Below are 23,200 nucleotides of genomic sequence, written 5' to 3' on the forward strand. Positions count from 1 at the left end.
GGGCGGGCGCCCCCACCCAGGGTCGCCCGGCCTCGCACCTCCGACCCCCATCGGGGGTGCGCCAGTGCCGCTGCAGCCATCCCCCACGGTTGGGTGCGGCGGGCACGTTCACCATGGTGCGCGATCTCCATGGACGGCCAGTGACAGGAGTATGTCCAGTTCGTGGCGGATGGCTGTGCGCGGTCCGGCGCCGTCCGCGGTCGGTTCGTCCACCGGCCGGTCCGGTGTTCCGTCCAGTGGTTCGTCCCCGGTCGTGTCCCCGCCGGTTGTCCGGGTCCGGACGTCCCCCGGGGGCCGCCGGCGCGGCGGCGCGACCGGCGGTTCGTCCCCGCCCGGCCCCGCCGACGCCGTGCGCCGCGTGCGTGTCGGCGCCGCGGCGTAGGCTGGAGACCCCCGGCCGCTCGGCGCGCCGGGCCGTTCGCGTTGCCCTGGCGGGCCTTCGCCGCCCGGGGGCAGCTCCATCCACGGGACGAAGAAGAGACCCCAGATGAGCCTGACCGGACTGCTCGATGTCGTCGCGCGGGACGCGGCGCTCGCCGAGGCGATCGAGGCGGCCACCGCCACCGGAGCCGCGGCCGGCGGACGCCGCCACCTGGACCTGGTCGGACCGCCCGCCGCCCGGCCGTTCGCCATCGCCGCACTGGCCCGGGCGCTCGCCGGGCAGGCCGCCGGAGAGCGGGGCCGGCCGGTGCTGGCCGTCACCGCGACCGGCCGGGAGGCCGAGGACCTGGCCGCCTCGCTGCGCTCGCTGCTGCCCGCCGACGCCGTCGCCGAGTTCCCGGCCTGGGAGACGCTGCCGCACGAGCGGCTGTCGCCCCGCTCGGACACCGTCGGCCGTCGGCTCGCCGTGCTGCGCCGGATCGTGCACCCGCGGGCGGACGACCCGGCGGCCGGGCCGGTCCAGGTGGTCGTCGCCCCGGTCCGCTCGGTGCTGCAGCCGCAGGTCAAGGGGCTGGCCGAGCTGGAGCCGGTGGCCGTCGGGCGGGGCGAGTCGCACGACCTGGAGGAGGTGGCCCGCCGGCTCGCCGCGGCCGCCTACGCGCGTGTCGAACTGGTCGAGAAGCGCGGTGAGTTCGCCGTCCGCGGCGGCATCCTGGACGTCTTCCCGCCGACCGAGGAACACCCGCTGCGGGTGGAGTTCTGGGGCGACGACGTCGAGGAGGTCCGGTACTTCAAGGTCGCCGACCAGCGCTCGCTGGAGATCGCCGAGCACGGCCTGTGGGCGCCGCCCTGCCGCGAACTGCTGCTCACGGACGAGGTGCGGGCGCGGGCCGCCGAACTGTCCGTCGAACACCCGGGGCTGGCCGAGATCCTGGACAAGATCGCCGAGGGCATCGCGGTCGAGGGCATGGAGTCGCTGGCGCCGGTGCTGGTGGACGACATGGAGCTGCTGGTCGACGTGCTGCCGCTCGGCTCGGTCGCGGTGGTCTGCGACCCCGAGCGGGTCCGCACCCGCGCCGCCGACCTGGTGGCGACCAGCCAGGAGTTCCTGCACGCCTCCTGGGTCGCGGCCGCGGCGGGCGGGGACCGGCCGATCGACCTGGAGACGATCGACGTCTCCGCGGCCTCGCTGCGCTCGCTCGCCGAGGTGCGCGAGCACGCCGCCGAGATCGGACTGCCCTGGTGGTCCGTCAGCCCGTTCGCGACCAGCGAGTCGACCGTCGACGGCATCCTGGAGTTCGACGCCAACACGCTCACCCTCGGCATGCACGCCGTCGAGGCCTACCGCGGCGACACCGCCCGGGCGATCGCCGACGCCAAGGAGCGGCTGGCCGCCGACTGGCGGGTCGTCATGGTGACCGAGGGCCACGGCCCGGCCTCGCGGCTGGCCGAGGTACTGGGCAACGAGGGCATCCCGGCCCGCCTGGTCGCCGACCTCGCCGAGGCACCCACCCGGGACGTCGTCCACGTCTCCTGCGGCTCGATCGAGCACGGCTTCGTGGACGAGGACCTGAAGCTCACGGTCATCACCGAGACCGACCTGTCCGGCCAGAAGTCCTCCACCAAGGACATGCGCCGGATGCCCTCGCGCCGCCGCAACGCGATCGACCCGCTGGCGCTCGTCGCCGGCGACTACGTCGTCCACGAGGCGCACGGTGTCGGCAAGTACGTCGAGATGGTGCAGCGCACCGTCCAGGGCGCCACCCGCGAGTACCTGGTGCTGGAGTACGCCCCGGCCAAGCGTGGCCACCCCGGCGACCGGCTGTTCGTGCCGACCGACCAGCTCGACCAGGTCACCAAGTACGTCGGCGGCGAGGCCCCGACGCTGCACCGGCTCGGCGGCGCGGACTGGGCGAAGACCAAGCAGCGGGCCAAGAAGGCGGTCAAGGAGATCGCCGCCGACCTGATCAGGCTGTACTCGGCGCGGATGGCCGCCCCCGGCCACACCTTCGGCCCGGACACCCCCTGGCAGCGCGAACTGGAGGACGCCTTCCCGTACGCGGAGACGCCGGACCAGCTGACCACCATCGCCGAGGTCAAGTCCGACATGGAGAAGTCCGTTCCGATGGACCGGCTGATCTGCGGCGACGTCGGCTACGGCAAGACCGAGATCGCCGTGCGGGCCGCCTTCAAGGCGGTGCAGGACGGCAAGCAGGTGGCGGTGCTGGTGCCGACCACGCTGCTGGTGCAGCAGCACTTCTCGACCTTCGCCGAGCGGTACGCCAACTTCCCGGTGACGGTGAAGGCGCTCTCCCGCTTCCAGACCGACAGCGAGGCCAAGGCCGTTCTGGAGGGCCTGTTCGAGGGCTCGGTGGACGTCGTCATCGGCACCCACCGGCTGTTCTCCTCCGAGACCCGGTTCAAGGACCTCGGCCTGGTCATCGTCGACGAGGAGCAGCGGTTCGGCGTCGAGCACAAGGAGCAGCTGAAGAAGCTGCGCGCCAACGTGGACGTGCTCACCATGTCCGCGACGCCGATCCCGCGCACCCTGGAGATGGCGGTCACCGGCATCCGCGAGATGTCCACCATCACCACCCCGCCGGAGGAGCGGCACCCGGTGCTGACCTTCGTCGGACCGTACGACGAGAAGCAGATCTCGGCCGCGATCCGGCGCGAACTCCTGCGCGAGGGACAGGTCTTCTACATCCACAACCGGGTCGAGTCGATCGACAAGGCCGCCGCCCGGCTGAAGGACCTCGTGCCCGAGGCGCGGATCGCCACCGCGCACGGGCAGATGGGGGAGACCCAGCTGGAGAAGGTCGTCGTCGACTTCTGGGAGAAGGAGTTCGACGTCCTGGTGTCGACCACGATCGTGGAGTCCGGCATCGACATCTCCAACGCCAACACCCTGATCGTCGAGCGCGGCGACACCTTCGGCCTCTCCCAGCTGCACCAGCTGCGCGGCCGTGTCGGCCGTGGCCGCGAACGCGGCTACGCCTACATGCTGTACCCGCCGGAGAAGCCGCTCACCGAGACGGCGCACGAGCGCCTCGCGACCATCGCCCAGCACACCGAGATGGGCGCCGGCATGTACGTCGCCATGAAGGACCTGGAGATCCGCGGCGCCGGCAACCTGCTCGGCGGCGAACAGTCCGGGCACATCGCGGGCGTCGGCTTCGACCTCTACATGCGGATGGTCGGCGAGGCGGTGGCCGAGTTCCGCGAGTCGCTGGCCGGCGGCGGGGAGCCGGAGGAGGAGCCGCTGGAGGTCAAGATCGAGCTGCCGGTCGACGCCCACGTGCCGCACGACTACGCACCCGGCGAGCGGCTGCGGCTGCAGGCGTACCGCTCGATCGCGGCGGTCAACTCGGAAGCGGACATCACGCAGGTCCGGGACGAACTCGTCGACCGCTACGGCAAGCTGCCCGAGCCGGTGGAGAACCTGCTGCTGGTCGCGGCGCTGCGGCTGTACGCCCGGCGGTGCGGCATCTCGGACATCACCCTGCAGGGCTCCAACGTCCGCTTCGGGCCGGTGGAACTGCGGGAGTCCCAGCAGCTGCGGCTGAACCGGCTCTACCCGCGCAGCCAGGTCAAGGCGGCGGCCCAGCAACTCCTGGTGCCGCGTCCGAGCACCGGGCGGATCGGCGGCAAGCCGCTGGTCGGCCGGGAACTGCTCGGCTGGTGCACGGAGTTCCTGTCGGCCATGTTCGACGACCTGGCGGGGGCGAAGAAGTAGCGCCCGCAGGGGCGGTGCACGGCGGTCTCGGGCTTCGGCCCGGGGCCGCCGTTCTGCGTTCGGGCACTGACGGCGACGGCTGTGAACAGGGCCGTCAGCCGAGCTTCCACTGGCCGGTCTGCGGGGCGAAGCCGCTGTCCAGGCCGAACTGGGCCTTGTCGAGCTTGGCGTCCTTCGGCACCTCGAAGGTGACGAAGCCGAGGGCGGTCTCGCCGGGGGCGATGTTGGCGGGCACCTGGAAGCTCGGGCCGGCCTTGGTGTCCGCGATCGTCGTGCCGAAGGCCTGGCCCTGGGCGTCCACCACCTTGGCGCTGTTGCCCGGGGCGTCGCTGTAGGCCTTCTTGCCGCTCGCCTTGATCCGGAACTGGACCGCGACGAAGCGCTTGCCGTCGGCCGGGTGGGTGTACTCGTCCGCGCCGTCGGGGTTGTCGACCACCTTCACCAGCGTCACGTCGGCGGTGTCGGCCGGGTCGTTGCCCTTGAGCGCGATGGTGTCGCCGACCTTGGCGGGGGCCTTGGCGGCGTCGGCGGGCTTGCCTCCGGCCGGCGCGGCCGCGTCCGGTGCGCCCCCGGCCGGCTTGGCGGCGTCGGAGCCGGCCGCGGCCGTGGTCTGCTTCGCCTCCGTCGAGACGGAGGAACCGCCGGTGGAGTTGCAGGCCGTCGCGGAGAGCGTCACCAGTGCGGCGCCCAGCAGCAGCGCGGCGGTGCGACGGGTGGTGGAGCGGCGGGCGTTCGCGGACATGGGTGTCTCCCGGTGATCGGTGGTTTCCCTGCGCCGCCCCCGTTCGGTGGCGACGGAGAGATCACACCACCCGAGCGTGAACTCTGTCAACGAGATTTCACAAAAGAGCTCCGTTCACATGTGAACTCGGATCGAAAGGTGCGTCGCTATGCTGTGTGGTCACAGCCGACCCCGCCGCGCGGCCACCCCCACCGAAGGAGCCCCCGTGCCGGACCGCCCCGAAGTGACCGCCGTCGAGATCGCCCGGCTGGCCGGCGTCGGCCGCGCCGCGGTCAGCAACTGGCGCCGCCGCCACCCCGACTTCCCCCGCCCGGTCGGCGGGACCGACGCCAGTCCGACCTTCGCGCTCGCCGACGTCGACTCCTGGCTGCGCGCCCAGGGCAAGATCGCCGAACTCCCGCTGCTGGAACGGGCCTGGCAGCTCGTCGACACCCTCCGCGACCCGGCCGGTCACCCCGCCGCCCCGCTCGTCGAGGCGGGCGCCCTGCTCCTGCTGCTCCACCGCGCGCCCCAGCGCTGGGCCGAACTCGCCGGCCAGCCCGACACCCGGCTCGCCCTCGCGCTGCCCCGGGCCGTGGCCGACATCACCGTTCACGCCTTCGGTCCGGACGGCGCCCACCTCCTCGGCCTCCCCGGTCTGCTCGGCAGCACCCAGCTGGACCTCGCCCGGCTGCTCGCCGCGCTCGCCGCCGACGCCGGCCCGGCCGGCGCGTACGAGCAACTGCTCACCCGTCACGCCGAGGCCAACACCCGTCTGCTCAGCCCCACCCCGCCGGAGGCCGCCGAACTGCTCGCCGCCGTCGCCGGCGTCCCCGCCACCGTGCTCGACCCGGCCGTCGGCCTCGGCTCGGTCCTGCTCGCCCACCCGCCGACCACCGGCCGCTACGGCCAGGACGCCGACCCGGTCGCCGCCGCCCTCGCCCGGCTCCGGCTCGCCCTGCACACACCCGCCGGCGAGCCCGGCCCGCTCCCGCTCGACCTGCGCACCGGCGACGCCCTGCGGGCCGACGGCTACCCCGGCGACACCTTCGAGGCCGTGCTCTGCCAGCCCCCGTACAACGAACGGGACTGGGGCCACGACGAGTTGCAGTTCGACGCCCGCTGGCCCGGCGGTCTCGTGCCACCGCGAGGCGAGTCCGAACTCGCCTGGGTGCTGCACTGCCTCGCCCACACCCGCCCTGGCGGACTGACCGCCCTGCTGCTCCCGCCGACCGTCGCCGCCCGGCGCTCCGGCCGCCGCATCCGCGCCGAACTGCTCCGCTCCGGCGCGCTGCGCGCCGTCATCGCGCTGCCCGCCGGCGCCGCCCCGCCGTACGGCGTCCCGCTGCACCTGTGGGTGTTGCGTGCGCCGAAGCCGGGGGACGACTTCCGCCAGGTGCTGCTGCTCGACGCCGGATCGGCACCCCCGGCCGGGGCCGCGGGGGCGCCGGCCCCCGAGGGTGGCCGGGGCAAGGTCGACTGGCCCGAGCTGCGCCGCACCGTCCTGGGCGCTTGGCGGGGCTTCGACCTGTCGGCCCGCGAGGGGCTGCCGGTCCCGGCCGACCGCCCCGGCGTCCACCGGGCGGTGGCCGCCATCGATCTGCTCGACGACGAGACCGACCTCTCGCCGGCCCGGCACGTCCCGCCCGCCGCCCCGCTCGGTGGCGCGGCCGAACTCTCCCACCTCGGCAGCCGGTTGGCCGAACTCCTCGCCGACCTGGCCGACCCCGCCACGCTGCTGCCGCAGCCGGTCGCCGCAGCCGGTGCCGGGGCCGGTGCTGCAGCCGGTGCCGGTGCTGCGTCCACCGGTGTGGTCACCATCGGCGAACTGGTCCGCGGCGGCGCGCTGGAGGTGTACTCCTCCGGGACCGGCGCCGCCACCCGCCCGGCCGGGACGGGTGCGGGTGCCGCCGGAGCGGCGGGTGCGGGCGGCGCGGGTACCGGTACGGGCAGTGCGGGCGGCGGTGGGGAGGTCGTCCCCGTGGTCACGGACCAGGACCTCGCCACCGGTGCCGAGCCCAGCGCCGTCCTCGCCGGCGGAACCGGCCCCGCCGGGGACGTCCGCACCCGGCCCGGCGACGTCCTCGTCCCCGCCCTCGGCGGCGGCACCGCCCGCGTCGTCCCCGCCGAGGGCCCGCTGGTCGGCGTCGCCCTCGGCCGCCAGCTCCACCTGCTGCGACCCGACCCGGCCGCCCTCGACCCCGAGTTCCTGGCCGGCCACTTCCGTTCCGCCGTGGGCACCCGGCGCGCCGCCAGCCACGCCACCACCACCGCCCGGCTCGACATCCGCCGCGTCGAACTGCCCCGGCTCCCGCTCCCCGCCCAGCAGCGGCTCGGCACCGCCTTCGCCCGCCTCGCCGCCTTCGACACGGCCCTCGGCCGGGCCGCCGCCCTCGGGCGCACCCTCGTCCAGGGCGCGACGGACGCGTTGGCGACGGGCACCCTGGCACCGCCCGTCGACTGAGGTGACGCGCGCTCAGCAGCCCTCCCCGGGAAGGGTGACGGCGGCTCAGTAGCGGGGCGGTACCGGGGCGATACCGATGCGGCACCGGGCGGACGGAAGGCCTCCGGGCCGACCGGACCGGGCGGTACGGTGTGCTGAACCGTTCGCACCGCCACCGGTGCCGGCCGTCACCAGCTCAGGAGCGCGCATGTCAGGGCAGTACCCCGGGCAGTTCGGGCCGCCGCCCGGCGGCACTCCGTACCGGCCGGGCGGGATGCCGGGGGCGGTGCCCGCGCCGAGTGCGGTGCCGGGGGCGGCGGTCGGGGCGGCGTCGATACCCGGCCGGTTCGGGACGCCCGCGCGGGTGGCGTGCGCGGCGGCCCCGCTGCTGACGTTCGGCCTGCTCGGTGCGATCCCTTCGCTGCTGCTCGCGGTCCGGCGCAGACGGGCGTACGACGTCCTCGGCGCGGTGGTGTTCTGCGCCCTGCTGCTGACGATGATCGTCTCCGCCGGCATCTCGGGCTCCCTCAAGGACCCGACCGCCGACGTCACCGGCCAGATCACCCTGGCCGTGCTGTGGCTGACGCCGACGGCACACTTCCTGCTGATGGACCGCCGTGCGGTCTGGGAAGCCGGCCGGCGGCCCGAACCGCAGGCGCCGTACCCGTCGCCCTACCCGGCGCCGACCGCCTCGCCGTACGCCGGGCCGAGTGCCTCGCCCTACGCGGCGACCGCGCCCGGGTACGGGGTCCCCGTACCGGCCGGCGGGCCCGCTCCGACCACGCCCACCGCACCCCCGGCTCCCGCCGCGCCCGCCACCCCGGCCCCCGGCACCGCCCACGACCTGCGCGAACTCGGCGACCTGCTGCGCCGGCAGGCCCGCGAGGACCGGCCGTGACCGTCACCCGGCTGATCGCCGGCCGCTACCGGCTCACCGAGAAGATCGGGCACGGCGGCATGGGCCAGGTCTGGGCGGCCCAGGACGAGCGGCTCCACCGCCCCGTCGCGGTCAAGCTGCTCCGCCCCGAGCACCTGCTCCCCGGCGGCACCGGTCCGGGCAGCGGTCCCGCCGGTGGACGGAACCGGCACGGCGACGAGTTGAGCCGCCGCTTCCTGCGCGAGTGCCGGGTCACGGCCGCGCTCGACCACCCCGGCCTGGTCACCGTCTTCGACGCCGGAGAGGACGAGGGCGAGCTCTACCTCGTCATGCAGCGCATCCCGGGCGTCAGCCTGGCCGACCTCATCGCCGAGGACGCGCCCTTCCCCGTCGAACGCGCCGTCGCCGTCGCCGCCCAGCTCTGCACCGCGCTGAGCGCCGTCCATGCCATCCCGGTGGTCCACCGCGACCTCAAACCCAGCAACGTCATGGTCCGCGAGGACGGCCGCACCGTCCTGCTCGACCTCGGCATCGCCACCGCCCTCGACACCGAGGCCACCCGCCTCACCCTCACCGGCGTCCCCGTCGGCAGCCCCTCCTACATGGCCCCCGAACAGGCCCTCGCCGCGACCACCGACCCCCGCAGTGACCTCTACGCGCTCGGCTGCCTGCTGCACGAGATGCTCGCCGGCGAGGAACCGTTCCGGGCACCCACCGCGCTCGGTGTCCTGCGCCGACACGTCGACGAACCACCCGTCCCCCTCCGGGAGTTGCGCCCCGACGTGCCGCAGTCGCTGGAACGGCTCGTCCTCGACCTCCTCGCCAAGCGCCCCGCCGACCGCCCCGCCGACGCCCAGACCGTGTACGGGCGGCTGCTCCCGCTGCTGCCCCCGGCCGCAGGCACCCCGCAACCCCGCTACGCGCCGCTGCCCGACCCGGTACGGCCGTACCGCTTCCCGCACCAGCCGCAGCCCGCTGCCGCGGCTGCCGCCGAGGCCGTGCCGCCGGTCCGCTCGGAGCCGCGCCCCTTCCTGCGCACGCCCGTCCCGGCCGCTCCTGCGGTCCCGCCCGCACCCACCACGCCACCGCCGTCGCTCCCCGACCTGGGTGCCCAGTGCGCCCGCCTCTCCGACCTCGTGGACGCCGGCCACCACACCGAGGTGCTCGGCCTCGCCGCCCACCTGCTGCCCCGCGCCGAAGCCGAACTCGGCGACGCCGCACCCCTGGTGCGCACCATCCGCACCATCCATGCCCGCACCCTCCTCCACGAGGGCCACCCCCAGCAGGCCCTCGTCGAGTACCGCCGCCTCGCCGCCACCGCCGACGGCGGCCCGCACGGCCCCCAAGGCCTCGACCACCGCTACCGCGCCGCCATCTGCCTCGCCCGGCTCGGCCACGGCGCCGACGCCCTCGCCGAGTACCAGGCCCTCCTCGTCGCCCACACGGCCCGCCTCGAATCCGGCCTCGACACCGACCCCGAGCGCAGCTACGACCTCCGCGAGCGCATCGGCCTCCACCTCGCCGCCACCGGCGACCCCCAGAACGCCTGGCAGTGGCTGCTTCCCCTGCTGCTCGAACGCGAACGCCGCGACGGCCCCCACCACCCCACCGTCCGCCGCCTGCGCGAATCCCTCTCCACCCTCCACCCCCACCACCCCACCCCCTGGCCCCCGTCCCCCCGCTGACCCGCGGCCCGCGGCCCGCGCCCGGAGCCCGGAGCCCGGAGCGGGAAGTCGGCGGATCCGACGTCCGGTGCGGCCTCCGTACCCGTCGCCGAGTGCCCCGCCGCCGGAGAGCGGGCCGATCCCCCGGGGGCCTTCTCCTCCGCAGGGGCCCCTGGGACCGGGCGGAGGCGCTCGGGAGCGGGACATCGGTGGGGCCGACCCCGGGCGTGCGGGGAGACGGGCGGGGCGGTACTCCTTCGTACCCCCGAGCGCTGTGCCGGCCTGCCGGCCCTCGTGGAGCGTGCCGGGCGCCGGGCGCCGGGAGCGCAGGAAGTCGGCGGGGTCGACGTCCCGCCCGTGTGGGGATGCCGGTCTGCCAAGGCCTTCGGCCCGGCCCGCGGTGGTGATGCCGGGCAGGTGCACCGGGCGCTTCCGGCGCGTGCCCCGGCCCGGGCGGTGGCGCTCGGGAATGGGACGTCGGCCCGGCCGGCGGGTCCCCGTGCCGGGCGAGGCCGTCGGGGCGGCCTGTCCGAGGCTGTCGGGGAGGGTGGGGTGACGGCCGTGGTGGGTGGTGGCGGGCGGGTAGGTTCGGAGTGTGACGACGAATGCTCCGGGCGCCAAGTTGATTCTGCTGACCACCACCCACCGGGTGGCTCCCGGTTTGCTGGCGTGGCCGGCGTGGGAGGCGCTGCGGTCGGCGGGGCGGGTGCTGGTGGGGGACGACGGGCATCCGCAGGTGGCCGCGGTGCGGCAGGCCGGGGTCGCGGTGGAGGTGGCGCCGGCCGGGTCGGTGCCCGCGCTGGCGCGGTTGCTGACCGGGCAGCCGGCCGGGGCCGGGGCGACGGTGTGGCTGGGCGGCCCGGACGGGGATCCGGGGCTGACCGACGCGCTGGCGCGGCTGGCGGTGGAGCGGGCGGGTGAGGTGCCGGAGATCGAGGTGCTGCCGGGTTCGTACGACCTTCCGGGGTCGCGGCTGCTGGACCTGGTGACGGTGATGGACCGGTTGCGCTCGCCGGGCGGTTGCCCGTGGGACGCCGAGCAGACGCACGAGAGCCTGGTGAAGTACCTGGTCGAGGAGGCGTACGAGCTGGTCGAGGCGATCGAGGAGGGGGACCGGGACACGCTGCGCGAGGAACTGGGCGACGTGCTGCTCCAGGTGTTCTTCCACTCCCGGATCGCGGAGGAGCACCCGACGGAGCCGTTCACCGTCGACGACGTGGCCGGTGACATCGTCGAGAAGCTGATGTACCGGCATCCGCACGTGTTCGGTGACGTCGAGGCCGGTGGCGCCGCCGAGGTGGAGGCGAACTGGGAGCAGCTGAAGGCGGCGGAGAAGGCGGACCGCGAGTCGGTGCTGGACGGTGTGCCGGCCGGGCTGCCGTCGCTGGCGTACGCGGCGAAGCTGGTGTCCCGGGTGCGCCGGGCGGGCTTCACGGGGGTTCCGGACGAGCCGTACGAGCTGCCGGACGCGCTGACCGCGGAGTCGGCGGGCGGGCTGCTGCTGGCGGTGGCGCAGCGGGCGCACGACGCAGGGGTGGACGTGGACGCGGCGCTGCGCTCGGCCGCGCGCGGGTACCGGGACGCGGTGCGCGCGGCCGAGGGCCTCAAGCCGGAGTAGGGCTCCGGCCCTGCCGGAGGGCGGGGCACAGGCCGGACGGGCGGGGCCGGGCGGAGGCCGGGGGCCCGGGCTGGGCCCCGGGTGCTCAGGCCGCCCGGGCGGCGGTCTCGACCGGGTGCCGCTGCGGCGGGACGAGTTCCCCGATGGCCTCGCCGACGAGGACGACGAGTTCGGCGAGCCGTTCCAGGTCGAGGTGGTCGGGCAGGTCGGCGAGGGAGACGATGCGCTCGCCGTCCGGGCCCGCGACGGCGAAGAGGTCGATCGGTCCGAGGTGCTTCTCGGCGGTGTCGACGAGGGCGGCGACGTCGCTGGGGCGGCGGATGTCGCCGGACACGCCGACGACGGGGCAGCCCGTCCGGTCGAGTTCGGCGGCGAGGTCCTCGGCGATGCCGACGTGCTGGTCGGCGATCAGCATTCCGGCGGCGCCGGCCGCGGCGAACCGGCGGGCGAGGTCGGCGCCCGACCCGCCGTCGAGTACCGCGATGACGACGACTGACCCGCTGACCCGCATGGCCTGCTCCTCCCTGTGGGCGACACCGCACCGGCGCCCACGCGTACTGCGGAGGATCGTAGGCAGTTCCTGACCCTCCGCAACAGGGATTACCCCTCAGGTGACCAGGCTCACGCCCGCCGTCCGGCCAAGAGCTTTCCAAGAGCTGTCCACGGACCGTCCACGGGTCGTCCACGGAGCGTTGGCGCGCCCGTCGCACGCCGTTGTCGGGGGAGTCGCGCGCCGTCGGCGGAAGGGGGCGCGCACCCACCGGATACGGTCGTCCCATGCCAGCTCAGCCCGACTCCGCCCGGTCCGCCGCAGTGCCGTCCGACGACCCCGCCCGGCCCGCGGGAGTGCGGCCCGACGCCGCCGCTCCGCAGCTGTTCACCTGGGAGTTCGCCGCCGACCCGTACCCCGCCTACGCGTGGCTGCGCGAGCACGCCCCGGTGTACCGCACGACGCTGCCGAGCGGTGTCGAGGCCTGGCTGGTGACGAGGTACGCGGACGCCCGGCAGGCGCTCGCGGACGGCCGGTTGTCGAAGAACCCGGCGCACCACAGCGAGCAGGCGCACCGCACCGGCCGGGTGGGCATCCCGGGGGAGCGGCAGGCGGACCTGATGACGCACCTGCTGAACATCGACCCGCCGGACCACACCCGGCTGCGCCGACTGGTGTCGAAGGCGTTCACCCCGCGCCGGGTGGCCGAGTTCGAGCCGCGGGTGCAGCAGCTCACCGACCGGCTGATCGACGGCTTCGCGCAGCGCGGTTCGGCGGACCTGATCCACGAGTTCGCCTTCCCGCTCCCCATCTACGCGATCTGCGACATGCTGGGCGTGCCGGCCGAGGACCAGGACGACTTCCGCGACTGGGCGGGGATGATGATCCGGCACGGGGGTGGTCAACGCGGCGGCGTGGGCCGGGCGGTGAAGCGGATGCGGGCGTACCTGCTGGAGCTGATCCACCGCAAGCGGGCGGACCTCGGGGACGACCTGATCTCGGGTCTGATCCGGGCGAGCGACCACGGTGAGCACCTGACCGAGAACGAGGCCGCGGCGATGGCCTTCATCCTCCTCTTCGCGGGCTTCGAGACGACCGTGAACCTCATCGGCAACGGGACGTACGCGCTGCTGCGCAACCCGGAGCAGCGCCGGTCGCTGCAGGAGTCGGTGGCGCGCGGGGAGAGCGCGCTGCTGGAGACGGGGATCGAGGAACTCCTGCGCTACGACGGGCCGGTGGAGCTGGCGACCTGGCGGTTCGCGACGCGCCCGCTGACCATCGGCGGGGTGGACATCCCGGTGGGTGATCCGGTGTTGGTGGTGCTGGCCGCCGCGGACCGCGATCCGGCCCGGTTCTCGGACGAGAACACCCTGGACCTGGCCCGGAAGGACAATCCCCACCTGGGGTTCGGGCACGGCATCCACTACTGCATCGGCGCTCCGCTGGCCCGTCTGGAGGGGCGTGCCGCGCTGGCGACGCTGCTTTCCCGGCTGCCGGATCTGCAACTCGCGGAAAGTCCGGAGAATCTGCGGTGGCGCGGTGGCCTGATCATGCGTGGACTGCGGGAACTCCCGGTCGAATTCAGTCCGGAGAGCCGCGCCCCGCACACGCCTCCGCACTCCCCTTACGCGTCTCCGACAAACTGACACAAGGTGACGAAACGGCGGGCGATGCACTGGCGGAGCGTCGCCCGACGCCCTTCCGGCGGGGTGTGAACGGCCATCAATCCAGACATGGCGGCGCCGTTGGTAGGCGATCGGACACGTGCCGTAATTTCTGTGTGATATCGGTGATATGAGCTTGTGATCGGTCTGAGGATCTGTCTAGTCTCCCTGGAGTTCGCAGCTGCGGACCTCGTGCGCGGAACGCCGAATCCTGCCCGCCGCGCCACGGGAAACCGACCAGACCCTGGGCAGGGGCGGGGGAACCAGGTTTGTTGCCGTCCCCACGGCTTGGGGTGAAGCCGCCCGAGCGGAATCGTCCGCGCACGGCGGCCGGGCCACCTCCCGGTCCGAACCCGACAGCTCACCTCGCAGGCGTGCGGAGAGGGACCTCCTCATGCTGTTCGTTGGATCTGGCCGCCACCGTCGTCGCACTCAGACCGAGAAGGCCATCGCCGTCGCCGGTGTGGCCGGCGTCGGACTCGCGATGCCGCTCCTCACCGCCACCGGCGCCTCCGCCGCCCCCGCCTCCACCTGGGACGCCGTCGCCCAGTGCGAGAGCGGCGGCAACTGGGGCATCAACACCGGCAACGGCTTCTACGGCGGCCTGCAGTTCACCTCCAGCACGTGGAAGGCGTACGGCGGCACCGCCTACGCGCCGCAGGCCAACCAGGCCAGCAAGGGGCAGCAGATCTCGGTCGCCGAGAAGGTGCTCGCCGCGCAGGGCCCGGGCGCCTGGCCGGTCTGCTCCGTCAAGGCCGGCCTGAGCAAGGGCGGCGCCCCGGCGTCCGTCGACACCTCCTCGGACGCCAAGCCCCAGTCCGCCCCGCAGCAGCAGACGCCCAAGCGCCAGGCCCAGAAGCCGGTCGAGAAGCCGGTGCAGACGCCCGCGCAGAAGCCGGTCGAGAAGCCCGCGCAGAAGCAGGCCCCGAAGCACGCCGCGCCCGACCGGGCCGAGAAGCCCGTCGACCAGTCGGCGCAGCAGTACGCCCCCAAGCACGCGGCCCAGCCGGCCCCGGCCGCGCAGACCGGCCACGACTACACCGTCCGCTCCGGTGACACCCTGTCGTCGATCGCCACCGCCCAGGGCGTGTCCGGTGGCTGGCACGCGCTCTACGACGGCAACCGCGGCACGGTCGGCGGCGACCCGGACCTGATCATGCCCGGCCAGGTCCTGCACCTCGGCTGAGCCCGTCCGCACCGGCACCGGCCCGGTGCCGGGGTGCGAAGAGGGGGGTCGGCACCGCCGGCCCCCTTCGTCCGCATTCGCCCGGTCCGGTGGGACAAGCTGGGACAAGCAGGTGAACTACCGGTGGGTAGTGGGGCCACACGCTGAGACGGGACCGAGGCCGACGTGGTCCCGGGAGCCCGGGCGGTTAGGCTCTGGTCCGTAACGACTCCGCAATCGTCCCGCTGACAGCGCCACCGTCAGTTGGACCCTGCTTCCGCAAGGAGATGCCTCGTGCCGTCCATCGATGTCGTCGTAGCCCGTGAGATCCTCGACTCCCGCGGCAACCCCACGGTCGAGGTCGAGGTCGGCCTCGACGACGGCAGCACGGGTCGTGCCGCTGTCCCCTCGGGTGCCTCCACCGGTGCCTTCGAGGCGCTGGAGCTGCGCGACGGTGACAAGAACCGCTACTTCGGCAAGGGCGTGGAGAAGGCCGTCCTGGCCGTCATCGAGCAGATCGGCCCGGAGCTGGTCGGCTACGACGCCACCGAGCAGCGCCTGATCGACCAGGCCATGCTGGACCTGGACGCCACCCCGGACAAGTCCTCGCTCGGCGCGAACGCCATCCTGGGCGTCTCGCTGGCCGTGGCGCACGCCGCCTCCGAGGCCAGCGACCTGCCGCTGTTCCGCTACCTGGGCGGCCCGAACGCGCACGTCCTGCCGGTCCCGATGATGAACATCCTCAACGGCGGCTCGCACGCGGACTCCAACGTCGACATCCAGGAGTTCATGATCGCCCCGATCGGCGCGGAGTCCTTCTCCGAGGCCGTCCGCTGGGGCGTCGAGGTCTACCACACCCTCAAGGGCGTGCTGAAGGAGCGCGGCCTGTCCACCGGCCTCGGCGACGAGGGCGGCTTCGCGCCGAACCTGGACAGCAACCGCGAGGCCCTGGACCTGATCACCGAGGCCATCCAGAAGGCCGGCTACGTGCCCGGCCGCGACATCGCGCTGGCCCTGGACGTCGCCGCCTCCGAGTTCTACAAGGACGGCGCCTACCAGTTCGAGGGCAAGGCCCTGTCGGCCGCCGAGCTCATCGAGTACTACGCCGAGCTGGTCGCCGCCTACCCGCTGGTCTCCATCGAGGACCCGCTGGACGAGTCGGACTGGGACGGCTGGAAGGCCATGACCGTCAAGCTGGGCGACAAGGTCCAGCTGGTCGGCGACGACCTGTTCGTCACCAACCCGGCCCGCCTGGCCAAGGGCATCGAGACCGGCACCGCCAATGCGCTGCTGGTGAAGGTGAACCAGATCGGTTCGCTGACCGAGACCCTGGACGCCGTCGAGCTGGCCCAGCGCAACGGCTACCGCTGCATGATGTCGCACCGCTCCGGCGAGACCGAGGACGTCACCATCGCCGACCTGGCCGTCGCCACCAACTGCGGCCAGATCAAGACCGGTGCCCCGGCCCGCTCCGAGCGCGTCGCCAAGTACAACCAGCTGCTGCGCATCGAGGAGATCCTCGACGACGCCGCCGAGTACGCCGGCCGCGGCGCCTTCCCGCGCTTCAAGCACGAGGGCTGAGCACCCGCGCCAGCGCACGCCTGACCGGTGCCCCGCCGTTCACCCCGTAGGGTGGACGGCGGGGCACCGTCGCGACCAGGAGGGGATACGGGAGATGGCAGGATGGAGGATCCCGGGCTTGGCGGCCCGGCCTCGGTTCACGAGCCGGGCGACCGTCCTCGTCCTGGTGCTCTGCTCGCTGGTGGCGATCCTCGCCTACCCGACGCGGCAGTTCATCTCCCAGCGCGCCGAGATCTCCGCCCAGCGGGCGAAGGCCGACCACGCGCGCCAGCAGGTCGAGCAGCTGCGCCGGGACAAGGCCCGCTGGCAGGACCCGGAGTACGTCAAGGCGCAGGCGCGCGCCCGGCTGCACTACGCGGTGCCGGGGGAGACCCCGTACATCGCGGTCGACCCGGCCGGCCAGACCTCCGCCAAGCCCTCCTCCTCCGCCGGCGCCCCGGCCACCGGCGCGGCAGCCGGTCAGGCGAACGCCGCCAAGCCCTGGTACGCCAGCATCTGGGACTCGGTCGACGCCGCCGACACCGCCGCGTCGGCCCCCTCCACCCCCCTTCCGCTCCCGCCGTCCTCCGTTGGAGACACCTCCCCCCATGACCACTGAGAACCACCCCACCGTCTCCGACGCCGACGTCGCGGCGATCGCCGCCCAGCTCGGCCGGGTGCCGCGCGGCCTGCGCGGCGTGGCGCACCGCTGCCCCTGCGGGAACCCGGACGTCGTGGAGACGGCACCCCGGCTGCCGGACGGCACGCCGTTCCCGACGCTGTACTACCTGACCTGCCCCAAGGCCGCCTCGCTGATCGGCACCCTGGAGGCGGACGGCGTGATGAAGGACCAGACCGCCCGGCTCGCCGAGGATCCGGAGCTGGCCGCGGCCTACCAGGCGGCGCACGAGGACTACATCGCCCGGCGCGACGCGATCGAGGTGCTGGAGGGCTTCCCGAGCGCCGGCGGCATGCCGGACCGGGTGAAGTGCCTGCACGTGCTGGTCGGCCACTCGCTGGCGGCCGGAGAGGGCGTCAACCCGCTCGGCGACGAGGCGATCGGCATGCTGGAGGCCTGGTGGGCCAAGGGCCCGTGCGTCTCCCCGGCCGAGGTGCAGGCCGCCGGTGAGCGGGTCGGCCGCAACCGCGCCAAGGACCAGGACCACGAGGCGGTGATCGCCGCCAAGCAGCAGAAGACCGCCGAGCGCGCCGCCAGGAAGCGCGCCGCGGAGGACGCCGGGCAGGACGCGACGGCCGCGGACGCCGACGGGCAGCAGGAGTCGCGGTGACCATGACCCGGGTGGCCGCGATCGACTGCGGCACCAACTCGATCCGGCTGCTGGTTGCCGACCTGGACCCGGAGACCGGGGAGATCACCGACCTCGACCGCCGGATGATCGTCAACCGGCTGGGCCAGGGCGTGGACCGGACCGGCCGGCTGCACCCGGACGCGCTGGCCCGCACCTTCGCGGCCTGCCGGGAGTACCAGGAGATCATCTCCGGCTTCGGCGTCGGCCCGGAGCGGGTCCGCTTCGTCGCCACCAGCGCCTCCCGGGACGCGGAGAACAGCGACGAGTACGTCAAGGGCGTGCGCGACGTCCTGGGCGTCGAGCCCGAGGTGGTGAGCGGCGAGGAGGAGGCGCGACTGTCCTTCCTGGGCGCCACCAAGGAGTTGACCGGCGGCCGGTTCCCGGCCCCGTACCTGGTCTTCGACCTCGGCGGCGGTTCGACCGAGTTCGTGCTCGGCACGGACGACGTGCAGGCGGCCCGCTCGGTGGACATCGGCTGCGTGCGTCTCACCGAGCGGCACTTCGACGGCGCCGAGCTGCCCTCCGAGGAGCAGATCGCGCTGGCGCGGGCGCACGTGCGGGCTGAGCTGGACAAGGCCGAGGAGGTCGTCCCGCTGACCGGCGCGGCCACCCTGGTGGGCCTGGCCGGGACGGTCACCACGGTGTCCGCGATCGCCCAGGGGCTGCCGGGCTACGACTCGGAGGCGATCCACCACTCGCGGGTCAGCCGGGAGCGCGTCGCCGGGATCGCGCGCGAGCTGCTGGCCGCGACCCACGCCGAGCGCGCGGCCATCCCGTCGATGCACCCGGGCCGGGTGGACGTGATCGCGGCCGGGGCGCTGGAACTGCTGGAGATCATGGAGCGGACCGGTGCCGCCGAGGTGGTCGTGAGCGAGCACGACATCCTGGACGGGATCGCCTGGGGTATCGCCTCCTGACCCGCTGCGGGGCTTACCCGACCGGCCCTGGCGCCCCTTCCGGGGAGCCGGGGCCGGGGCGCGCCCGGGTGCGTGCGAGAAAGTTCGTGAATTTCTTCACATGGCGATAGGGTCATTCGTCACACCTGCTCGCCCGCTACGTCCGAATTGTGGGACCGAAGGCTTCCCGGTCGCCGGGCCCGCTGGATCGCAGGTCAGGGCTCGCCCGAGGTTTGAAAATCGAAATAACGCGCGGGAACCCGGGCACTGTGCGGATCGTTGCTGCTCAGCAGGGTAGTGCTCCGGCGCACGTTCACCGGGGGGTGCGGAGGGGTGTGAGCACCCGCGCCGGGGCCGGTTTTGCGGCCGCGCAGTGTAGCACGGGGTGTCCATGAGCTTGTGACCGGGCTCACGAAGGCTGCTCCGGACGGTGCTGGATACTTTCGGATATGAGCACCACGGAGCGTCCTCGCATCCTCATTGTCGGCGGTGGTTACGTCGGCCTGTATGCCGCGATGCGCATCCTCAAGAAGATGCGCTACGGCGAAGCGACCGTCACGGTCGTGGACCCGCGGTCGTACATGACGTACCTGCCCTTCCTCCCCGAGGCGGCCGGCGGCAACGTCGCGCCCCGCAACCTCGTCGCGCCGCTGCGCAGCGCCCTCAAGCAGGCGGAGGTGCTGACCGGGTCCGTCACCGGCGTCGACCACGCCCGCAAGGTCGCCACCATCCAGCCGGCGGCCGGCGACAGCTACGAGCTGCCCTTCGAGTACCTGGTCGTCGCGACCGGCTCGGTCTCCCGCACCTTCCCGATCCCGGGTCTGGCGGAGAACGGCATCGGCATGAAGACGGTCGAGGAGGCCATCGGCCTCCGCAACCACGTCATGGCCCAGCTCGACAAGGCCGAGTCCACCACGGACGAGGAGGTCCGCCGCAAGGCCCTGACCTTCGTCGTCATCGGCGGTGGCTTCGCCGGCATCGAGACGATCGCCGAGATCGAGGACATGGCGCGCGACGCGTCCAAGCTGTACCGGACCGTCAGCCGCGACGACATGCGCTTCGTGGTCGTCGAGGCCGCCAACCGCATCCTCCCCGAGATGGGCCCGGACCTCGGTCTGTGGACCAAGGAGAAGCTCGAGGAGCGCAACATCGAGGTCTACATCGAGACCTCCATGGACTCCTGCGTCGACGGCCACGTCGTTCTGAAGAACGGCATGGAGACGGACGCCTCCACCATCGTGTGGACGGCCGGCGTGAAGCCCAACCCGGTGCTCTCCGAGTTCGGCCTGCCGCTGGGCCCGCGCGGCCACGTCGACACCGCGCCGACCCTCCAGGTCCAGGGCTTCGACTACGTCTGGGCCGCCGGCGACAACGCCCAGGTCCCGGACCTCGCCGCCGGCGAGGGCGCCTGGTGCCCGCCGAACGCGCAGCACGCCTGCCGTCAGGCCGTCGTCCTCGGCGACAACGTCATCTCCGGCATGCGCGGCTTCCCGCAGAAGGAGTACAAGCACAAGAACCTCGGTGCGGTTGCCGGTCTCGGCCTGCACAAGGGCGTCGCGATCCTCTTCGGCAAGTACAAGCTGAAGGGCCGTCCGGCCTGGTGGTTCCACCGCCTGTACCACGGCGCGATGGTGCCGACCTTCAACCGCAAGGTCCGCGTCTTCACCGACTGGACCCTCGCGATGTTCCTGAAGCGCGAGATGGTCGGCCTCTCCCAGATGGAGAAGCCGCAGCTTCCGATCCAGGAGGTCACCCCGCCCACCAAGCCCGTCGAGGCCGCCAAGCCGGTCGCCGACAAGGAACTCGCGAGCAAGTAAGCGACTGAGACCCCGGTGTGGGAGCACCGGGGTATGAGTCGGAGGCCCTCCGCCCGGCAGTGTTGCCGGACCACGACCTCCGTGGTGCTCAGCCGGCCACTGCGACCGGGCGGAGTACAGCAGTAGAAGAGCCCCTGCCGAAACCCTCCGGCAGGGGCTCTCCGCGTGACCGGTGTCAGTCGGTCTTGATGCTCGACAGGATGTCCAGCCCGGCGGCCCGGCGGGCCGGCCAGATCGCGGCCACCAGGCCGACCACCCCGGCCAGCGCCAGGAACATCGCCAGCTGGCCGTACGGCAGGACCGTGGTCAGGCCGGCCAGGCTCGACTTCAGGGTGCCGTTGATCGCCCAGGCGATGAAGCAGCCCAGGGCCAGGCCGATGCCGGCGCCGAAGACCGAGATCACCACGGACTCCAGCCGGACCATCCGCTTGATGCCCCGGCGGTCCAGGCCGATCGCCCGCAGCATCCCGATCTCGCGCTTGCGCTCGAAGACCGACATCGCCAGCGTGTTGACCACACCCAGGATCGCGATCAGGACCGCCATCCCGAGCAGGCCGTACATCAGGTTGAGTGCGAAGGTGATGGTCTGGCTGAAGTCGTCGCGGACGTCCTGCTTGGACTTCACCTCGATCACCGGGTTGGCGCCCGTGGCGTCCTTGATCGACTGCTTGAGCGTGTCGGTCGCGCCGTCCTTGCCCTTGACCAGGACGTCCTCGATGTGCGGCTTCGGCTCGTGCTTGGCGATCTCGCTGTTGGTCAGGACGACCGGGCCGAGCATGCCGCCCGTCTCGTACACACCACCGACGGTGAGCGTCCCGGTGGACGCGTCCGGGTAGGTCGCGGTCATCGTGGAGCCGGTGGTGAGGTTGAACTTCTTGGCGACGTTCTGGTCCACCAGCAGCTGGCCCTTGCCGAGCGCGGCCGTGGAGCCGCTGACCAGCTTGACCTCGGCGAACTGGTCGAAGGTGTCCGCGTTCAGGCCGGTGATCGCCTTGCTGACGCCGTTGAGCTCCCAGTAGACGACGGTCATCGGCGAGGAGGCGGCCACCCCGGGGGCTTTGGCGATCTGCGCGGGAACCTGCTCGGACAGGCCCATGCCGTTGGCGGTCGAGACGACGTAGTCGGCCTTCATCGAGCTGGTGACGGCCTTGTCGATGGTGCTGCCGACGGAGGCGCCGATCACGGTGAGGCCGCTGACGAGGGTCAGGCCGATGGTGAGCGCGGCGGCGGTGGCGGCGGTCCGGCGCGGGTTGCGCACCGCGTTCTGCTGGGCCAGCTTCCCCGGCGTGCCTCCGAGGCCGCGCAGCAGCGGGCCGAGCAGCGCCACCACCGGGCGGGAGAGCAGCGGCAGCAGGACGAACACGCCGATCAGGGCCAGGAATGCGCCCAGGCCGACCGGCATCCGGCCGTCGGTGTTGCCGGTGGAGGCGCCGTAGCCGATCAGGGCCAGGCCGCCGGCGGCGAGCAGCGAGCCGATCGTGTTGCGGACCACCAGGCTCTTCTGCGAGGCGGGCTGGTCACCGCTGCTCATCGCGGCCACCGGGGCGATCCGGGCGGCACGCAGGGCCGGCAGCAGGGCCGACAACACCGTCACCACGACGCCGACCACCAGGGTCACCGCCACGGTGAGCGGCTTGATCACCAGGGCGCCGCTCGGCATGTTCTCGTTCAGGCTGCCGATCAGGGACTGCATCCCGGCGCCGATCCCGACGCCCGCGGCCAGTCCGGCCACCGCCGAGACTGTTCCGATCGCCAGGGCCTCGACCAGCACCGAGCGGGTGACCTGCTTGCGGCTGGCGCCGATGGCCCGCAGCAGCGCGAGTTCCTTGGTGCGCTGGGCGACCAGCATGGTGAAGGTGTTGGCGATGATGAAGATGCCGACGAAGAGCGAGATGCCGGCGAAGACCAGCAGCATGGTGCGCATGCTGTCGGTGCTCTTGGTGATCATCTGCTGCTCGTCGGCCTTGAGCTTGGCGCCGGTCTCGACGTCGAACTGGTGGCCCGTCGGCATTGCGGGCTGCGCCTGGGCGAGCAGCGCGTCCTCGGAGGTGCCGGGCTTGGCGGTGAGCACGATGCCGCTGTAGCGGCCGGGCTCCAGGAGCAGCTGCTGGGCGGTGGCCCGGTCGAACAGGGTGAGCGTGCCGCCGGTGTTCACCACCGGGTCGTCGGTGGTGAAGACGCCGGTGAGCTTCGCCTCGATCACCGGGCCGTTCGCGGCCACCCGCACGGTGTCGCCGACCTTGTAGCCCGCCTTGTCGGCGGTCTTGCGGTCGAGCGCGATCTCCTTGTCGTTCTTCGGGCCCTGGCCCTCGGCCATCGGGTAGCGCGGGTCCCTGCCGTCCTGGCCGGGCGCGAAGTTGGCGCCCTTGGCGGCCCAGAACTGGCCTATCAGGTTGCCCTTGTGGTCGGCGACGCCGGTGAAGCCGCTCACCACGCCGCGGGCGGTGGCGGTGCCCGGGAGGGCGGCCAGCTGCTGGACGGTGGCGTCGGTGAGCGTGGCCGGGCCGCTCTCGCTCTTCTGCCTGGCGCTCGCGGCGGAGCCGGCCGCGCGGTCCACGACCTGGACCGACACGTCGGAGTAGCTCTTGGAGTTGCTGTCCCGCATGGCCTTGCCGAAGGTGTCGGAGAAGACCATCGTTCCGGCCACGAAGGCGGTGCCGAGCATGACGGCCAGCGCCGTCATGAGCAGTCGGCCCTTGTGGGCCAGCACGTTGCGCAGTGCGGTGCGATACATGAGATGTCCTGGGAGGGGGCGGTGGGCGTGCTTCGGGCTGTCGGAGCGTCAGCTGGTGCGGCCCTTGGCGTCGAAGCGGCGCATGCGGTCCAGGACGGTGTCGGCGGTGGGGTGGTGGAGTTCG

At 73.3% G+C, this 23,200-nt stretch carries 15 protein-coding genes and 1 riboswitch; of the genes, 12 read left to right on the forward strand and 3 right to left on the reverse strand.

The features are described from left to right. The first annotated feature begins 487 nt into the window (after positions 1 to 487). Positions 488 to 4,117, forward strand: a complete 3,630-nt coding sequence (mfd, locus tag AB0D10_RS23050) for a transcription-repair coupling factor (RefSeq protein ID WP_360259350.1) — start codon at positions 488 to 490, stop codon at positions 4,115 to 4,117. Positions 4,118 to 4,211: 94 nt separating this feature from the next. Here mfd and AB0D10_RS23055 read toward each other — a convergent pair whose 3' ends face one another. Continuing rightward, positions 4,212 to 4,859, reverse strand: a complete 648-nt coding sequence (locus AB0D10_RS23055; RefSeq protein WP_360259352.1) for a DUF4352 domain-containing protein — start codon at positions 4,857 to 4,859, stop codon at positions 4,212 to 4,214. 205 nt (positions 4,860 to 5,064) lie between these two features. Here AB0D10_RS23055 and AB0D10_RS23060 point away from each other — a divergent pair, with 205 nt between their 5' ends. From AB0D10_RS23060 to AB0D10_RS23075, 4 genes are all read left to right on the forward strand, one after another. After that, positions 5,065 to 7,302 carry an N-6 DNA methylase gene (locus AB0D10_RS23060; RefSeq protein ID WP_360259354.1) on the forward strand — a complete coding sequence of 746 codons (2,238 nt, stop codon included), beginning with the start codon at positions 5,065 to 5,067 and terminating at the stop codon, positions 7,300 to 7,302. A 187-nt stretch (positions 7,303 to 7,489) separates the two neighbouring features. Continuing rightward, positions 7,490 to 8,179, forward strand: a complete 690-nt coding sequence (locus tag AB0D10_RS23065) for a hypothetical protein (RefSeq protein WP_360259356.1) — start codon at positions 7,490 to 7,492, stop codon at positions 8,177 to 8,179. Then, positions 8,176 to 9,843: a serine/threonine-protein kinase gene (locus tag AB0D10_RS23070; RefSeq protein WP_360259358.1), complete on the forward strand. Its 1,668-nt coding sequence runs from the start codon at positions 8,176 to 8,178 to the stop codon at positions 9,841 to 9,843. Before AB0D10_RS23065 ends, AB0D10_RS23070 begins: the two co-directional genes overlap by 4 nt. Positions 9,844 to 10,417: 574 nt before the next feature. Beyond that, positions 10,418 to 11,440 (forward strand): MazG family protein, encoded by a 1,023-nt coding sequence (locus tag AB0D10_RS23075; protein ID WP_360259360.1) that lies wholly within the window; start codon positions 10,418 to 10,420, stop codon positions 11,438 to 11,440. A gap of 85 nt (positions 11,441 to 11,525) precedes the next feature. Here AB0D10_RS23075 and AB0D10_RS23080 read toward each other — a convergent pair whose 3' ends face one another. Beyond that, positions 11,526 to 11,951 (reverse strand): SDR family NAD(P)-dependent oxidoreductase, encoded by a 426-nt coding sequence (locus AB0D10_RS23080; RefSeq protein ID WP_360259362.1) that lies wholly within the window; start codon positions 11,949 to 11,951, stop codon positions 11,526 to 11,528. A 266-nt stretch (positions 11,952 to 12,217) separates the two neighbouring features. Here AB0D10_RS23080 and AB0D10_RS23085 point away from each other — a divergent pair, with 266 nt between their 5' ends. The 7 genes from AB0D10_RS23085 (at position 12,218) to AB0D10_RS23115 (ending at position 20,342) form a co-directional block, all read left to right on the forward strand. After that, positions 12,218 to 13,576 carry a cytochrome P450 gene (locus AB0D10_RS23085; RefSeq protein WP_360259364.1) on the forward strand — a complete coding sequence of 453 codons (1,359 nt, stop codon included), beginning with the start codon at positions 12,218 to 12,220 and terminating at the stop codon, positions 13,574 to 13,576. A gap of 243 nt (positions 13,577 to 13,819) precedes the next feature. Beyond that, positions 13,820 to 13,983: riboswitch (cyclic di-AMP (ydaO/yuaA leader) on the forward strand. A 5-nt stretch (positions 13,984 to 13,988) separates the two neighbouring features. After that, positions 13,989 to 14,780, forward strand: coding sequence for a transglycosylase family protein (locus tag AB0D10_RS23090; protein ID WP_360259366.1), 792 nt, complete (start codon positions 13,989 to 13,991; stop codon positions 14,778 to 14,780). Between the two features lie 273 nt (positions 14,781 to 15,053). After that, entirely contained in the window at positions 15,054 to 16,340 is a 1,287-nt protein-coding gene (gene eno / locus AB0D10_RS23095; protein ID WP_218206251.1) for a phosphopyruvate hydratase, read from the forward strand. A 118-nt stretch (positions 16,341 to 16,458) separates the two neighbouring features. Next, complete coding sequence (locus AB0D10_RS23100; RefSeq protein WP_360259369.1) at positions 16,459 to 16,938, forward strand: septum formation initiator family protein; 480 nt, start codon at positions 16,459 to 16,461, stop codon at positions 16,936 to 16,938. Beyond that, positions 16,910 to 17,608, forward strand: a complete 699-nt coding sequence (locus AB0D10_RS23105) for a DUF501 domain-containing protein (RefSeq protein WP_360259371.1) — start codon at positions 16,910 to 16,912, stop codon at positions 17,606 to 17,608. Before AB0D10_RS23100 ends, AB0D10_RS23105 begins: the two co-directional genes overlap by 29 nt. Positions 17,609 to 17,610: 2 nt before the next feature. After that, positions 17,611 to 18,546 (forward strand): Ppx/GppA phosphatase family protein, encoded by a 936-nt coding sequence (locus tag AB0D10_RS23110; protein WP_360259392.1) that lies wholly within the window; start codon positions 17,611 to 17,613, stop codon positions 18,544 to 18,546. Positions 18,547 to 18,974: 428 nt separating this feature from the next. Beyond that, on the forward strand, positions 18,975 to 20,342 hold the full coding sequence (locus AB0D10_RS23115; RefSeq protein ID WP_360259373.1) for an NAD(P)/FAD-dependent oxidoreductase: 1,368 nt from the start codon (positions 18,975 to 18,977) through the stop codon (positions 20,340 to 20,342). Positions 20,343 to 20,517: 175 nt separating this feature from the next. Here AB0D10_RS23115 and AB0D10_RS23120 read toward each other — a convergent pair whose 3' ends face one another. Further along, complete coding sequence (locus AB0D10_RS23120; protein ID WP_360259375.1) at positions 20,518 to 23,076, reverse strand: FtsX-like permease family protein; 2,559 nt, start codon at positions 23,074 to 23,076, stop codon at positions 20,518 to 20,520. Positions 23,077 to 23,200: the final 124 nt, after the last annotated feature.

Origin of the sequence: Kitasatospora sp. NPDC048545 (assembly GCF_040651155.1) — a bacterium.
Classification (GTDB): Bacteria; Actinomycetota; Actinomycetes; order Streptomycetales; family Streptomycetaceae; genus Kitasatospora.